General features: G+C 63.0%; 15 protein-coding genes. 4 read left to right on the top strand and 11 right to left on the bottom strand.

The genetic code is table 11. The features are described 5' to 3' along the window. The first annotated feature begins 33 nt into the window (after nt 1-33). The 3 genes from WMO24_RS08205 to WMO24_RS08195 are packed head-to-tail and all read left to right on the top strand — an operon-like array spanning nt 34 to nt 4118. Nucleotides 34-513, top strand: coding sequence for a MarR family winged helix-turn-helix transcriptional regulator (locus WMO24_RS08205; protein ID WP_349215951.1), 480 nt, complete (start codon nt 34-36; stop codon nt 511-513). Beyond that, a complete protein-coding gene (locus WMO24_RS08200; RefSeq protein WP_349215949.1) occupies nt 479-2227 on the top strand; it encodes an ABC transporter ATP-binding protein in 1749 nt (582 codons plus the stop codon). The genes WMO24_RS08205 and WMO24_RS08200 overlap by 35 nt, the downstream gene beginning before the upstream one ends. Before the next feature lie 4 nt (nt 2228-2231). Next, nucleotides 2232-4118 (top strand): ABC transporter ATP-binding protein, encoded by a 1887-nt coding sequence (locus WMO24_RS08195; protein WP_349215947.1) that lies wholly within the window; start codon nt 2232-2234, stop codon nt 4116-4118. Nucleotides 4119-4163: 45 nt separating this feature from the next. On the opposite strand, the gene WMO24_RS08190 is transcribed toward WMO24_RS08195, so the two are convergent. Next, complete coding sequence (locus WMO24_RS08190) at nt 4164-4427, bottom strand: AbrB/MazE/SpoVT family DNA-binding domain-containing protein (RefSeq protein WP_349215946.1); 264 nt, start codon at nt 4425-4427, stop codon at nt 4164-4166. Nucleotides 4428-4639: 212 nt separating this feature from the next. Further along, nucleotides 4640-5638, bottom strand: coding sequence for a tryptophan--tRNA ligase (gene trpS / locus WMO24_RS08185; RefSeq protein ID WP_349215945.1), 999 nt, complete (start codon nt 5636-5638; stop codon nt 4640-4642). A 183-nt stretch (nt 5639-5821) separates the two neighbouring features. Between trpS and WMO24_RS08180 the strand changes: the two genes are divergently transcribed. Next, nucleotides 5822-8110 carry a SpoIIE family protein phosphatase gene (locus WMO24_RS08180; RefSeq protein ID WP_349215943.1) on the top strand — a complete coding sequence of 763 codons (2289 nt, stop codon included), beginning with the start codon at nt 5822-5824 and terminating at the stop codon, nt 8108-8110. Between the two features lie 58 nt (nt 8111-8168). On the opposite strand, the gene WMO24_RS08175 is transcribed toward WMO24_RS08180, so the two are convergent. From WMO24_RS08175 to WMO24_RS08135, 9 genes are all read right to left on the bottom strand, one after another. Further along, nucleotides 8169-9032: an undecaprenyl-diphosphate phosphatase gene (locus WMO24_RS08175; RefSeq protein ID WP_349215941.1), complete on the bottom strand. Its 864-nt coding sequence runs from the start codon at nt 9030-9032 to the stop codon at nt 8169-8171. Nucleotides 9033-9051: 19 nt separating this feature from the next. Beyond that, a complete protein-coding gene (locus WMO24_RS08170) occupies nt 9052-9345 on the bottom strand; it encodes a DUF6506 family protein (RefSeq protein WP_349215940.1) in 294 nt (97 codons plus the stop codon). Between the two features lie 19 nt (nt 9346-9364). Then, complete coding sequence (locus tag WMO24_RS08165) at nt 9365-10126, bottom strand: exodeoxyribonuclease III (RefSeq protein ID WP_349215939.1); 762 nt, start codon at nt 10124-10126, stop codon at nt 9365-9367. 158 nt (nt 10127-10284) lie between these two features. Then, complete coding sequence (locus tag WMO24_RS08160; RefSeq protein ID WP_349215937.1) at nt 10285-11181, bottom strand: CPBP family intramembrane glutamic endopeptidase; 897 nt, start codon at nt 11179-11181, stop codon at nt 10285-10287. 16 nt (nt 11182-11197) lie between these two features. Beyond that, nucleotides 11198-11884 (bottom strand): hypothetical protein, encoded by a 687-nt coding sequence (locus tag WMO24_RS08155; protein WP_349215936.1) that lies wholly within the window; start codon nt 11882-11884, stop codon nt 11198-11200. A gap of 76 nt (nt 11885-11960) precedes the next feature. Continuing rightward, nucleotides 11961-12647, bottom strand: a complete 687-nt coding sequence (locus WMO24_RS08150) for a hypothetical protein (protein ID WP_349215934.1) — start codon at nt 12645-12647, stop codon at nt 11961-11963. Next, a complete protein-coding gene (locus WMO24_RS08145; RefSeq protein WP_349215932.1) occupies nt 12634-13530 on the bottom strand; it encodes an ABC transporter ATP-binding protein in 897 nt (298 codons plus the stop codon). Before WMO24_RS08145 ends, WMO24_RS08150 begins: the two co-directional genes overlap by 14 nt. A gap of 13 nt (nt 13531-13543) precedes the next feature. Further along, complete coding sequence (locus WMO24_RS08140) at nt 13544-13909, bottom strand: GntR family transcriptional regulator (RefSeq protein ID WP_349215931.1); 366 nt, start codon at nt 13907-13909, stop codon at nt 13544-13546. Between the two features lie 147 nt (nt 13910-14056). After that, nucleotides 14057-15403, bottom strand: coding sequence for an MATE family efflux transporter (locus WMO24_RS08135; protein ID WP_349215930.1), 1347 nt, complete (start codon nt 15401-15403; stop codon nt 14057-14059). Nucleotides 15404-15621 lie beyond the last annotated feature (218 nt).

The following is a 15621-nucleotide window of genomic DNA, read 5'->3' as shown; positions in this document are numbered from 1 at the left end:
TTCGGACCGAATCATCGGAAAGGAGGGCATGCTGTGAAACAGGATGACCGGCGCACGGCGGTGAACAATTTCCGGCGCATTCACGCGGGGATGGAACATTCCATCAGCCGTTTTTTTCTGCGCACGGACCTGACTGCGGCCCAGGGGCATCTGCTGCTGTACATTCTGACGCGGCCTCACCAGCGGCTGTGCTCCACCGAGCTGCACCGTGGCCTGGGGCTGTCGCGGGCGGCGGTGAGCGAACTTTTGAAGAAGCTGCGGGAAAAGGGCTTTCTCACCCTGCGCACCGCACCCGAGGATGAGCGCCAGAAACTGATTGAACCCACAGACCGGGCCCTGGAGCTGAAGCAGACGCTGGACCGGCTGGCCGCCCGAACGGAAACGCAGATTTTCGACGGGTTTTCACCGCAGGAAATCGAAGCGCTGCTTTGCTTTCAGATGCGCATTCTTCAGAATTTGAACAAGGAGGAACACTTGGATGGGAACCGTTCTCAGTCAAATACGACAATATAAAAAAGAGACGCTGCTCACGCCGCTTTTCGCCGCGCTGGAGGTGGTCATGGAGGTGCTTTTGCCCTTTGTGACCGCCCTGATCATCGACGAGGGCCTGCAGAAAAGCAACATCAACAACGTGCTGCGCTACGGCGTACTGATGATCGTGATGGCGGCGCTGAGCCTTTTGTTCGGCGCACTGGCCGGCCGGTTTGCGGCCCGGGCCTCGGCGGGGCTGGCGTGCAATTTGCGCCAGAGCCTGTACGACCATGTGCAGGAATTTTCTTTTTCCAACATTGACCACTTCGGCACGGCCAGCCTGGTGACCCGTATGACCACGGACGTGACCAACGTGCAGAACGCTTTTCAAATGATTTTGCGCATTGCCGTGCGCGCGCCGCTGATGCTGGTGTGCAGCATGGTGATGGCCTTCCTCATCAACCCGCGGCTGAGCTGGGCCTTTGTGGCGGGCATGGTGTTTCTGGCGGCGGTGCTGGCGCTGATCGTGCGGGCCACGCTGAAGCTGTTTGACGTTGTGTTCGCCAAATACGACGATCTGAACGCCAGCGTGCAGGAAAACGTATCCGCCATCCGCGTGGTGAAAGCCTATGTGCGCGAAGGCTACGAAAACGAAAAATTCACCCGCGCGGCCGACAACCTGTACCGGCTGTTCGTCAAGGCAGAAGGGCTGCTGGCCTTCAACAACCCGGCCATGATGCTGGTGATCTACAGCTGCATTCTGGCAGTGGCCTGGCTGGGCGCCCAGTTCATTGTGGGCGGCACCATGACCACCGGCCAGCTGACCTCCATGCTGAGCTACATCATGTCCATCATGATGAGCCTGATGATGCTGAGCATGATTTTTGTAATGATTACCATGAGTGCCGCCAGTGTGCGCCGCATTGAGCAGGTGCTGAGCGAAAAACCCGAACTGCACAACCCTGCCGAGCCGGTGAAGGAACTGGCCGACGGCAGCATCGACTTTGACCATGTGTCCTTCGCTTACCGCCACGGCACCGGCAAAAACGTGCTGACGGACATCGACGTGCACATCCGGTCGGGTGAGACGGTGGGCATCATCGGCGGCACGGGCTGCGGCAAAACCAGCCTTGTGAACCTGATCAGCCGTCTGTACGACGCCAGCGAGGGCAGCGTGCGCGTGGGCGGCCGCGACGTGCGGGAATACGACATGGAAGCGTTGCGCAACCAGGTGGCCGTGGTGCTGCAGAAGAACGTGCTGTTCTCGGGTACCATTTTGGAAAACCTGCGCTGGGGCGATGAAAACGCCACCCGTGAACAATGCGAAGAGGTGTGCCGCGCCGCCTGTGCGGACGAGTTCATCCGCCAGATGCCCGACGGCTACGACACCTTCATCGAGCGGGGCGGCACCAACGTGTCCGGCGGGCAGAAGCAGCGGCTGTGCATTGCCCGCGCCCTTTTGAAAAAGCCCAAGGTGCTGATTCTGGACGATTCCACCAGCGCCGTGGACACCGCCACGGACGCCTCCATCCGGCAGGCGTTCCAGACGTACATTCCGGGTACCACCAAGCTGATCATTGCCCAGCGCATTTCCAGCGTGCAGCATGCGGACCGCATTCTGGTGCTGGACGGCGGCCGGGTAAACGGCTTCGGCACCCACGAGGAACTTTTGAAGACCAACGAAATTTACCGGGACATCTACGAGTCCCAGAGCAAGGGCGGCGGCGATTTCGACCAGCCCGGCAAGGAGGTGTGATGCCATGAAACAAAAACGATTGGAAGCAGCGTCCATGAAAAGCCTGGGCCGGCTGGTCCGGTACATGCTGCACAACTACGCGGCGGCCTTTGCCGTGGTGGTGGCGTGCATTCTGCTGGCGGCCATCGCCACGCTGCGGGGCACGGTGTTCATTCAGTCTCTGGTGGACGATTACATTCTGCCCATGCTGAGCGTGGAAAACCCGGACTTCGCGCCTCTGGCCGCAGCGCTGACCAAGCTGGCGGCCCTGTACGCGGTGGGCATTGTGGCGGCCTACGCCTACAACCGCATCATGGTCAGCGTCAGCCAGGGAACCATGAAGCGGCTGCGCATTCAGCTGTTCACCCGCATGGAGGCCCTGCCCATTTCCTATTTTGACACCCATGCCCACGGCGACATCATGTCCGTGTACACCAACGACGTGGACGCCCTGCGCCAGTTCCTGAGCCAGAGCGTGCCCCAGACCATTCATGCGGCCGCCACCCTGGTGGTGACCCTGGTGAGCATGCTGATCCTGAACGTGCCTCTGTCGCTGATCACCCTGGCCATGGCCTGTGTGATGCTGTTTGTAACGCGCAAGCTGTCGGCCCTTTCGGGCAAGTATTTCGGCTTGCAGCAGCGGGACCTGGGCGCGGTGGACGGCTACATTGAAGAGATGCTGGACGGCCAGAAGGTGGTCAAGGTGTTCTGCCACGAGCAGCAGGCCCGGGACGGGTTCCGGGTGCTGAACGACAAGCTGCGGGACAGCGCCGACAAGGCCAACGCCTACGCCAACATCACCATGCCCATCAACGCCAACATCGGCAACCTGAGCTATGTGCTGTGCGCGGTGATCGGCGCGCTGCTGGCACTGAACGGCGTGGGCGGCGTGACCGTGGGCACCATTGTGGCCTTCGTCAGCCTGAACAAGAGCTTCACCCAGCCCATCACCCAGATCAGCCAGCAGATGAACTCCATCGTGATGGCTGCCGCGGGCGCCCAGCGCGTGTTTGAAACGATGGACCAGACCCCCGAGCAGGACGAAGGCTATGTGGAGATGGTCAACGCCAAAGAGCAGGCCGACGGCAGCCTGGTGCCCACCGACGAGCGCACCGGCGTGTGGGCCTGGAAACACCCCCACAAGGCCGACGGCACCGTCACCTACACCAAGCTGGAAGGCGGCATTGTATTTGACGGCGTGGACTTCGGCTACACCGACGAAAAGATCGTGCTGCACGACATCAAACTGTATGCAAAGCCCGGCCAGAAAATCGCCTTCGTGGGCTCCACGGGCGCGGGCAAAACCACCATCACCAACCTGATCAACCGGTTTTACGACATTCAGGACGGCAAGATCCGCTACGACGGCATCAACATCACCAAAATCAAAAAGCCGGCGCTGCGCCGCACCCTGGGCATTGTGCTGCAGGACACGCACCTGTTCACCGGCACGGTGATGGACAACATCCGCTACGGCAACCTGGACGCAACGGACGAAGAGTGCATCGCCGCGGCCAAGCTGGCCAACGCCCACGACTTCATTGAGCGCCTGCCCGACGGCTACAACACCCTTTTGACCGGCGACGGCGCCAACCTTTCCCAGGGCCAGCGGCAGCTGCTGGCCATTGCCCGGGCCGCGGTGGCCGACCCGCCCGTGCTGATTTTGGACGAGGCCACCTCTTCCATCGACACCCGCACCGAGGCGCTGGTACAGGCCGGCATGGACGCGCTGATGTACGGGCGCACCACCTTCGTGATCGCCCACCGGCTGAGCACCGTGCGCAACGCCGACTGCATCATGGTGCTGGAGCACGGCCGCATCATCGAGCGGGGCACCCACGACGAGCTGATTGCCCAGAAGGGCCGCTACTACCAGCTGTACACCGGCAATTTCGCCGAGCAGACGGCATAAAAAAACAAAACCGGCATGGCCGAAGCCATGCCGGTTTTTTTGTTGTTATTCGCCGTCCTGTGCCGAGGGCAGCTGGCCGATGATTTTACGGCAGGCCCCGCAGATGTTCCGGCCCTGATAGTTGACCACATCTTCGGCGCTTCCGCAGAAGATGCAGGCCGGCTGATACTTTTTCAGCACGATGCTGTCTCCGTCCACATAAATTTCCAGCGACGCGTTTTTGTCGATGTGCAGATTGTGCCGCAGCTCGATGGGCAGCACAACACGTCCCAGATTGTCCACCGGACGCACGATTCCTGTCGATTTCATAGCTTGATCCTCCGTTGCCAGCAATGTCATATCTTGTGTCTTAGTATACAAAAAATTCCATTAATTGTCAATATATGGAATAAAAGAGATTTTTTGGTATTTTACGAAAATGCATGACCCTGCGGGCATTTTTTTGGGAGATGTGCAAAAAGTGGCGAAAAATTTCACATTTTACGCAAAAAAAAGGAAAGGCCAAGCCTTTCCTCTTTTGTTCACAGCTGCAAAAAGCCCACTTTCTTGTACACCTTGCGCAGGGTGCGCTCGGCCATGGCCGTGGCCTGCTGCGCGCCCTGGGTGAGCACGCCGTCCAGGTAGGTTTTGTCGGCCAGGATGCGCTTGTACTCGGCCTGAATGGGCGCGAACACATCGATGACGCTTTGGGCGACGGCCATTTTGAATTCGCCGTAGCCCCGGCCCTCAAACTCGTGCTCGATGGCGGCGAAGTCCTTGCCGGTGAACACGCTGTAAATGCTCATCAGGTTGGTGACGCCCGGTTTTTCCTGGGCCGCGCGCACGCAGCCGTCCGAGTCGGTGACCGCGCGCTTGAACTTGCGCACGATGGTATCGGGGTCATCCAGCATCAGCACAAAGCTGTTGACGTTGGTGTCGCTTTTGCTCATTTTTTTGTCCGGCTCCTGCAGGCTCATGATCTTGGCGCCGGTTTTGTTGATGTAGCCGTCGGGCACCACAAAGGTGTCGCCGTACACGAAGTTGAACCGCTGGGCGATGTTGCGGGCCAGCTCCAGATGCTGCTTCTGGTCCACGCCCACAGGCACCAGGTCCGCGTTGTAAAGCAGAATGTCCGCGGCCATGAGCACCGGATAGGTGAACAGGCCGGCGTTGATGTCCTCGGGGTGTTTGGCGCTTTTCTCCTTGAACTGGTGCATGCGGGTCAGATCGCCGAAGGGGCAGTTGCACCCCAGCACCCAGCTGAGCTCCGCATGGGCGGGCACGTGGCTTTGCACAAACAGCACGCTTTTGGCCGGGTCGATGCCGCAGGCCAGCAGCAGCGCCGCCGCCTCACGGGTCTGCCGCCGCAGATCCGCCGGGGTTTGCCGCACGGTGATGGCGTGCATGTTGGCCACCATATACACACATTCGTAATCATCCTGCAGCGCGTCCCAGTTGCGCACGGCCCCCACGTAATTGCCCAGCGTGAAGGTGCCCGTGGGCTGAATGCCCGACAGAATGCGTTTTTTTGTCTGTTCCATATTGTCTCCTCGGTTTCTGCATGTTTATTGCCAGTATAGCACACACGCACGCCAAATTCAACGCGGGAAGGCTTGTCCCACAAACAGACAAAAAATTTCCAATTATTACCATATAATAAAAACATTCCATGCGGGGGGCGGCATGCAAAACGCCCCGGAAAACGGGAAAGACAGGTGAGACAAATGTCTGTAAAAACGCGACAGGCGCCCAAACTGCGGCCTGTGCTGCGCGAGATGCGGATTTGGCCGGTGGTGTGGCAGGGCGCGGCGGCGCTGACGGCCTTCTGTGCGGCGCGTGCGCCGGTGTTCGGGCAGCTTTTGCCGCTGGGGCTGTGTGTGGCGGCAGCCATGCCGCCGTCCTATGTGGTATGTGCGGGCACGGGCGCGGCGCTGGGGTACATTCTGGGGCTTTCGGCGCCGGGTGCGGCGGCCTATCTGGGGGCAGTGCTGGCGGTGGTACTGCTGCGGCTTCTGGGCGGTGCGGCCCGGTACCGGGACCTGCCCATGGCGCCCCTGTGTGCCGGGGGCGTGTGCTACTGCCTGCTGCACGCCGGGCTGGGCGTGGCGGCGGGCGGCGGACTGACGGCCATTCTGGCGGGCGCGGCCGAAGCGCTGCTGATCTTGGGGCTGGGCTATTTTCTGACGGTGTTTTTTGCCCACCCGGTGCGGATCCTGCAGCAAAGCGACCCGGAGGCCCGGTGCGCGGTGTACTTTGCGCTGATGGGCGGGCTGGTGTGTCTGGCGCCGCTGCAGCCCTTCGGGTTTTCGCCGGCCCACGCGGCGGGGGCCTTTCTGACGCTGGCGGCGGCCTGGAAAGCCGGGCCGGGAGCCGCGGCGGTGACGGCCACCACGGCCGCGGTGGCCCTGTGCGTCACGGACGGCGCTTTGCACGCGGGGCTGGCGCTGGCGGCGGCCGGGCTGGCGGCGGGGCTTTTGGCACCCCGGGGCCGGGGTCTGACGGCGCTGACGTTCTGCACCGCGGGCTTTCTGGGGGTGTGGTGCGCACCGGACGCCCAGGCGGGATTTCGGCTGATGGCGGAGCTGTGCGCCGGTGCGCTGGCGTTCACGCTGGTGCCCGCGGCCTGGCTGGAGCCCTTTGCCCAGGGCGTGGAGGGCACGGCCAGCCGGGCGGCCTGCGCCACGCTGGCGGGACGGCTGACGGCCTTTGCAGGGGCGCTGCAGGCGGTGGGCCGCACGGTGCAGCAGGTGTGCGAAAAGCTGCCGCCCCGGCAGGAGCACTATGCGGACCTGTGCGCCCGGGTGGCGGACCGGTGCTGCCACGACTGCGAGCGGAACACCGACTGCTGGGTGACCCGCAGCGCCGACACCTACGACTGCTTCAACAAGCTGGAGCCGCTGGTGAACTCGGAACAGGGCGTGACGGCGGCGGACATCCCCTCGCCCCTGTCCACCTACTGCCTGGCGCCCGCCCGGCTGGCGGCGGCGCTGAACCGGGAGGCCATCGCCCTGGCCACCCGACGGGGGCAGTACAGCCGCAGCACCGCCACCCGGGCAGCGCTGTGCGAGCAGTACGGCGCCATGGCCTGCGCGCTGGGAGATCTGGCCGGGCAGGTGGTGATGGAAGAGCTGCCCGACCGGCGCAAAGCCCGGCGGCTGGAGCAGCTGTTCGAGGACCTGGGCCTGGCCCCGCTGGACGTGAGTGTGGCCGCCGACAGCGAGGGCCGGCTGCACGCGGCGGTGACGCTGTCCCGCATTGAATTTGACCAGAACGAGCTGTGCACCCTGACCCGGGAGGTCTCGCAGCTGTGCCGGCGGCGGTTCGCCCGGGCGGTGTGCACCCAGAACCCGGGCAGCACGCTGCTGCTGTTTCAGGAACGGCCCCGCTTTGCGGCCCGGTTCGGCGTGTGCAGCCTGCCGGCGGACGGCCAGGTATCCGCGGACGCCACCCAGGTGCTGGAACGGGTGCCGGGCCGGGCCCACGCGGTGCTGTGCGACGGCATGGGCACGGGCAAGGCCGCGGCGGTGGACGGCGTGCTGGCGGCGCGGCTGGCCGGGCAGCTGCTGGGGGCCGGGTTCGGCCAGGCCGAGGCCGCCCGGCTGGTGAACGTGGCGCTGGCGCTGAAAAGCGACGACGAGGCCGCCACCACTCTGGACGCGGTGACCATTGACCTGTACACCGGTGCGGCGCGGCTGTTCAAGGCCGGGGCGGTGCCCAGCTTCCTCATTCACGGCAACCAGACCTCGGTCCACGGGCAGACCAGCGTGCCCATCGGCATTTTGAAAAAGGTGCTCAGTTCCGAAAGCGAGCTGGTGCTGAACGCCGGGGACTGCCTGGTGCTGGTGAGCGACGGCGCCCTGGCCGGGGGCATGGCCTGGATGAACAGCCAGCTGGTGATGCACAGCGCCGACACGCCCCAGGCGCTGGCGGACGCGGTGGCCCGGGCCGCCCGCAACTGCTGCGACCGGCCCGACGACATCACGGTCATGGCCATCCGCCTGTACGAGGCGTGAGAACCCGCGGCACAAAAAACCGCGCGCTTTTGAAAGCGCGCGGTTTTTTCTGTTTTCATCAGCCCGCCAGCAGCGGTTTCAGCCCGAAGAAGTAGCCCAGCACCAGCACGCCCAGTACGATGCGGTACCAGCCGAACACCTTGTAGTCGTGCTTTTTCACAAAGTTCATCAGGAACCGGATGCACGCCAGCGACACCACAAAGGCCGTGACCATGCCCACCAGCAGAATGACGATCTCCTGCCCGGAAAAGCCCGTTTCGCTCTCCAGCAGGAATTTGACGATCTTCAAAAGGCTGGCGCCGAACATGGTGGGCACCGCCAGGAAGAACGTGAACTCGGCCGCGATGGTGCGGGAACAGCCGATGATCATGGCGCCCAGAATGGTGGCGCCCGAACGGCTGGTGCCCGGGATCAGGCTGAGCACCTGAAACGCACCGATGAACAGCGCGATGCGGTAGTTGATCTGGTCGATGCGCCGCACCCGGGGACGTTGTTTACCGATTGTATTTTCCATCCAAATAAACAACACACCGTATAAAATCAACATCAGAGCAATGACCGGCGGGTTGTGGAAATGCTGGGTGAGCCAGTCGTCCAGCGGCAGGCCGATGACCACGCTGGGAAGCACGGCCACCAGCACGTGGAACCACATCTGCCACACGTCTTCCCGGCACCAGCGGGCCAGGCCCTGGGCGCTGCGGTCGTTTTGAAACGGCCAGAGCTTGTGCCAGAACATGACCACCACCGCCAGAATGGCGCCCAGCTGGATGACCACGTCAAACATCTCTTTAAAGGCGTCGGTCACGCCCAGCTGGATGAACTCATCGGCCAAAATCAGGTGGCCGGTGCTGGAGACCGGCAGCCATTCGGTGATGCCCTCCACAATGCCCAGAAAAATGGTTTTCAAAATGTCCACAAACAAATTTGTTCACACCCCTTGCTCAATCTCCGAAAAAGGCGCTGAACAGCCCGTCCAGCGCCGGGTCGTGGGTCACGTAGCCGATGGCCACCTGATGCTGCGTCAGCTCTGCCAGGCGGCGGGCACGGTCCGGCCCGAAGGCGCCGCACACTTCCACCGCGCCGAAGCCCTCTTTCCACAGTGCTTCCACGGTCTGCTCGGCCTGGGCAAAGCTGCGCACCGTGCAGATGCGGGTCAGGCTTTCGCCGTGGGTGAACTCGGCTTTGTCCCGGGCCGGGTCGTAATTGCCCATGAGCACAAACGCGTATTTTTTCATTGGCACATCCTCCCCTACTTTATGCGTTGTCATCCAGAATCAGACCCACCGGGCAGTGGTCCGAACCGAAAATGTCGGGATAGATCCGCGCGTCCTGCAGGCGGGCGGCCAGCCGGCTGCTGATGATGAAGTAGTCGATGCGCCACCCCGCGTTGTTCTTGCGGGCGTTGAACCGGTAGCTCCACCAGGAGTAGGCGCCCGTGGCGTCCGGGTGCTGAAAGCGGAAAGTGTCCACAAAGCCCGCGTCCAGCAGCTGGGTCATCTTGGCGCGCTCCTGGTCGGAAAAGCCCGCGCTGCCCCGGTTGGGGCCGGGGTTTTTCAAGTCGATCTCGTTGTGGGCCACGTTCAAATCGCCGCAGTAGACCACGGGCTTTTTGGCGTCCAGCGCCAGCAGCCAGGCGCGCAGATCGTCCTCCCACTGCATGCGGTAATCGATGCGGGCCAGCCCCTCCTGGCTGTTGGGGGTGTACACGTTGACCAGGTACAGGTCCTCAAACTCCAGGGTGATGGCCCGGCCCTCGTGGCTGTGGGCTTCCACGCCGATGCCGTACTGCACGCTCAGCGGCTCGCGCTTTGTGAACACGGCGGTGCCGGAATAGCCCTTGCGCTCGGCGGAGTACCAGTACTGATGATACCCCTCGGGAGAAAACGTGGCCTGACCGGGCTGCATCTTGGTCTCCTGCAGGCAGAACACGTCCGCGTCCAGCGCGGCGAAGGTCTCCGCAAAGCCCTTGCCCAGCACGGCGCGGAACCCGTTGACATTCCAGGATACAAATTTCAAAACGAGGAATCCTCCTTTATTTTTTCAACCTTTTTATGATACCATGAAGCGGAATGGCTGTTTTGCGGCCATTATACCACAAAAACGGTTTGCCGTACAGGACCCGCCCCCGGTATGAAAAAAGGGACCGCCTGCGGGCGGTCCCTTTTTTGCACGATTCAGGAAAGCAGGCTGATGAACACCATTCCCAGACAGATGACCAGATAGCCCAGCATACCCGGGGTGGCCAGCGCCGCCAGCGGACGGGCAGGTGCGTTTTCGACGCCTGTCCAGTACAGCCGGTTCCAGCCGCGCACCGCCAGCACGCCGCCCGCGATGAGGAACACGATCACCAGAACGCCCGCCGCCATGGTGCCGGCCTCGCTCATGGCCAGCGCGGGCATGACGGCCATGCCGATGACGTTCACGGTCATGTGCAGGGAGATGGTCACCAGAAGGGAGCCGGTGCGCAGGTACATCCAGCAGAAAATGCTGCCCAGCACCGCCGCGTAGAACATCTGGGACAAATTGCCGTGGAACAGGCCGAACACCGCGCCGCCCAGCAGCACATAGGCTTTGTCGCCGAAGCGGCCCAGCTTGGCGTACATCCATTTGCGGAAGATCAGCTCCTCGCCCACCGGGGCCACCACGCAGCCGAACAGCAGGTTCCACACAAGGCCCGAGGCGGAGACCAGGGTGTCCAGCGGGTTCTGGGCAGGGGTGCCCTTGAGCATGCCGATGCCCGTGAGCAGCATGCTGGAGAGAATGTTGAACGCATAGGTGACGCCCAGGCACAGCACCACGGTGGAAATCCAGCGGCCGGGCGTCATTTTGGGCCCGGCCGCCGGGGCCGGGACATTGTCCGGCAGCAGCGCCCGGCCCACCAGCAGAAACAGGGGCACGGCGATGCCGTACAGGGGCACGTAGCTGAGCACCCAGATGAACCAGTCGGTCTCGTACAGGCCGGGGGCCAGCAGGTTGGCCGCCAGCGCGGCCGCGGTCTGCAGGATCTGGGTGACCAGCATCAAAAACAGAAAGCACACACCCAACCGGGAGACCGTTTGTTTATAAGTCATGCCAAAAACTCCTCTCTCAAATGCCTTTGACCGGCGCTTTGCGCAGCGCCATGTAGCCGATGAGGTACAGCAGCGCCAGCACGGCCAGCCACAGCGCCACGACCCCGCCCGTGCCCCAGGCCAGCACCGCGGAAAAGAAAGCGGCCACAGCGTCCAGCAGGGGGGTGAACACGCCGGTTCTGCCGGCGGCGTACAACTCTGCCACCTTGCCCAGCAGCGTGCTCAGCGCAATGCCGCCCAGCCAGATGACCAGAAAACCGTACTGGCCCCAGCGCTGGCACAGCGCGCCCATGACCATGCCCAGAACGGCGGCGGTCAGCGCACCCATGGGGATGACCCAGGCCATGTGATGGAACACCGTCAGCCCATAGTTGGAGGCCAGCGCCGAGGAGCCGGCCAGGGGCATGGCCGGGAACAGCACCCGGCGCATCAGCTCGCTGACCCAGCTCAGGGGATAGGCCGCCAGGGCAAACACCAGCGCAAAGGCCAGGTTGGCCACAAAGGCGGACACCAGATAGCCCTTGCGGGTGCGGCCCATGGAGACGGCCAGTTCAAAGTTGCTGGAATACTGGACGATGGCCACCAGGAGCACCGCCAGCGCCACGCCGAACAAAGCCACCACGCCGGAGGCGGACTGCCATTCCGTTTTTTCGGTGCCAAACACCAGCATGCCGATGTTGGTGCCGCTTCGGTCAGCAGCCACAGCCCCGCCAGCAGGCCCAGGATGATGGGCCAGTCGTTGAACACATAGCGAAGTTCGCCCCGAATGTAACGCAGTTTCATACCCGAACCACCGCCTTTTTCAGCAAACAATTGGAAGCAAGATGCAGCAGCGCCGCCACCGCAGCGCACCCGGCGGCCACCGCCGCCAGAGACGCAGCCGACGCCCGGGGCGCCAGCAGCCACGCCAGAATGTCACCGGCCGCGCCGCCCTTCAGGAAGCTGATCACGAACCAGGTGATGACTCCGCCTGCGACCACCAGCTCGGCCAGGGCGCACAGCGCCAGTGCCTTGCCGCCCCAGCGCTGGGCGCACAGGCCCATCCACAGGCCCAGCCCGCCCAGCACCAGCGTGCCGGCGCTGGCCAGCATGGCCAGACGGGGGAAGCCCGCCAAGAACACGGGAGAATCAGAGCCGAACATCCGGCTCAGCACCCACATACTGCCCCACTGGGAAGCGCACACCACCGCGCAGCAGATGACGTTCAGCGCCGCCAGCTGCCAGCCCAGGGCGCGGCGCAGCCCGCCCATGGTGAGGCTGATGTGCACGGAGATGCTCGCGAAGCTGGTCATCATGATGAGGGGGAACAGCAGCAGATACAGGCTGCCTACGCCGGTCATGTAACTGGCTTTGTATTCCTGCGAACGGTCGCCCAGCATGTTCAGCACGCTGAAAAAGACCTGAAAGCCCACCAGAAGCAGGAACAGCTGCGCCAGCGCGTTGCGGTTGAATTTAAGCAGTTTCATGGTGCGCCTCCTCGCCCGTGAGATAGACAAATGCTTTCTGCAGACTGACGGGGCTGATGTCCACGTCCCGCCCCGCGGCGGCCCGCTCCATCACGGCCCGTGCCGCGCGCACGGCCACGCCCTTCTGGCGGCCCATGCGCTCGGTGTGCAGCACCTCGTGGCCCGCGGTCACCGCGTCCACGTCCTCTTCCCGGCCGGACACAAAGGAGAAGGACGCCACAAAGTCCTCGGTGTTTTCCACAGCGGCGATCTGCCCGTTGTTGAGAATGATGACCTTTTCAAACACGTTGGCCGCCTCTTCAATGATGTGGGTGGAGATGACAAAGGTGCGGCCGGTCTCGGTGTAGTCGTCCAGCAGAATTTTGTAGAAGTCTTCCCGGGCCACCACGTCCAGCCCGGCCACCGGTTCGTCCAGAATGGTGATGGGCGCCCGGGACGCCAGCGCCAGCACAATGGTGACCATGCTCATCATGCCCTTGGACAGCTTGCAGATCTTCTTTTTTACGTCCAGGCCGAAGCGCTGGACCAGCTGGTCGGCATAGGCTTTGTCCCACCGGGGATAGTACATGGACGCCGCCAGCAGGTAGTCCTTTACTTTGTATGTATTCTGCCCGAACAAGATCTGGCCGCTGAGCTCGCGGGAAAAGCACAGGTCCGCCAGGGCCTTTTCGTTTTCCCACACGGGCTGGCCCCCGTAGGTGACGGTGCCCGCGTCGTGGGTGTTCTGCGCCGTGAGGATGCTGAGCAGCGTGGTCTTGCCCGCGCCGTTGCGGCCGATGAGCCCGTAGATGACCCCCGGCTCGATGGTCAGGGACACATCGTGCAGCACCTCTTTTTTGCCGTATCGCTTGACCAGATGGCTGGCCTGTAATGTCTGTTCCATGTTTTGTTCCTCCTCACTGCTGGGCCCGTTCGATCATGGCCTTCAGCTCTTCTTTGGTCAGTCCCAGCGCCCGTGCTTCCCGCACCAGGCTGGTGACATACGTCTCATAAAATGCGTCTTTCCGCTTTGCGATGATCTTGTCATGAGCGCCCTGGGCCACAAACATGCCGATCCCCCGTTTTTTGTACAAAATTCCTTCCTCGACCAGAAGGTTGATGCCTTTTGCCGCGGTGGCGGGGTTGATGCTGTATGCCCGGGCCAGTTCGTTGGTACTGGGCACCCGCTCCTGCTCCAGCAGCACGCCCCGCAGGATGTCGTCCTCCAACATCGCCGCAATTTGCAGGTAAATGGACGTTGCGTCGTTGAAGTTCCCGGTCAAGCCCTCGTCTCCTTTCCTTGGTTAAGCGGTCCATTACTTGTGTAATTAACTATAGAGCTAATTCCGTTCTTTGTCAAGGGGTTTGCGAAAAAATTTTTTGCGGGCAAAAAAAAGCGGTCTTCCGGTTTTCCCGAAAGACCGCTTGTTTCAGATGGTTTTCATGGTGCGCCATTTGCCGCGCATCCAGCGGGCCAGCAGCAGCACGGCCCGGATGTTCTCGTCCGCGGCGAAGGCCAGCCACAGGCCCACCAGCCCCATGCCCAGGTGCACGCCCAGCAGCCAGCCCAGGCCCACCGCCACGGCCCACTGGCACACGATGCCCAGCACCACGGGGAAGCGCACGTCCCCCGCGGCCTGCAGGTGCCGCACCATGACGATGTTTACCGAGCGGCCCACCTCCAGCAGCACCTCGACCCAAAGGATCTGACGGCCCAGCGCCAGAATGCGCGGGTCCGAGGTGAACAGGCTGAACAGCGGCCCGCCCAGCAGGGCCATGACCACCGCCAGCCCCACGGTGATGGGGCAGGACAGTTTCAGAACCTGCAGGGTGCACCGGTGTGCGCCGTCCAGGTCCCGGGCGCCCACCAGGTAGCCCACCAGCACCTGACCGGCCTGGCTGATGGCCATGACCAGCATATAAATGCAGTTGGCGAACATGGCCGCGTACATGCGGGTGGTGACCACATAGGTGCCCATCAGGTTCACGAACACCAGGCAGCTGGCCTGGGACAGATTGTAGGACAGGCTTTCCCCGCCGGCGGGCAGGCCGATGGCCAGAAGCCGGCGCAGCAGATGGCCGGGCACGGGCCACACGTCCCGCCGGGACAGCCGAACGCCCGGCTCGGCCCGAAAGAAGGCCCAGGCCATCAAAAGCAGGCCCACGGCCCGGAAAATGCTGGACGACAGCGCCGCGCCGGCCGCGCCCAGCCGGGGAAAAGGCCCCAGCCCGTTGATGAGCACCGCGTTGCCCGCGATGTTGCACACGTTGACCAGCCCGGTGATGCACATGATGACCTTCATGTGAGCACCCGCCCGCAAAAAGGCGGAAAAGGTGAGCATCAGCGCCTGAAAGGGCAGCGCCAGCGCGGTGATGCGCAGATAGGCCGCGGCCTCGTCCATCAGCTCGGCGGGCACCTGCATCAGGCCCAGCAGCGGGCCTGCAAACAGGGTGATGCCCGCGGCCAGCACCGCGGCCAGCAGCCCGTTGACGCACACGGACAGGGTGCAGATGCGGTTCACCTGCCCGGTCTGGCCCGCGCCCCGGTACTGGGTGATGAGAATGGTGGCCGCCATGCTGACCACCGTAAAGGTCAGCTGCACCACGGTGATGACCGTGTTGGCGTTGCCCACGGCGGCCACGGCAGTGTCGTTGAAATGGCTGAGCTGCACCTGGTCCATGTTGCCCACCAGCAGCTGCAGCAGCAGTTCGATGAAAACGGGCCAGCTCATGCGGGCCAGAGCCGGCACCGAGTAATCCAGTTTGGTCGTGTTCACGTCCATCCCCTCCGCATGCCATTATACAGCGGCCGGGGCGGTCTGCACAGAGGACAGAACGCCGAACCTTATGCCTTACAGCGGACCATTTTTGTACAAAAACCCCCGGCGCGCAAGGCCGGGGTGACATAAGAAAACGGCGGTTGTGCCCCGAATTTTTGACGCATGAAACGCAGGAAGCGGGGGGGGGGGGGGGGGGGGGGGGGGGGGGGGGGGGG

The sequence above is a fragment of the Ruthenibacterium intestinale genome, from assembly GCF_040096265.1.
Lineage (GTDB): Bacteria > Bacillota > Clostridia > Oscillospirales > Ruminococcaceae > Ruthenibacterium > Ruthenibacterium komagatae.
Note: the sequence above shows the minus strand (reverse complement) of the source record. Positions and strands in the feature narration are given on the sequence as shown.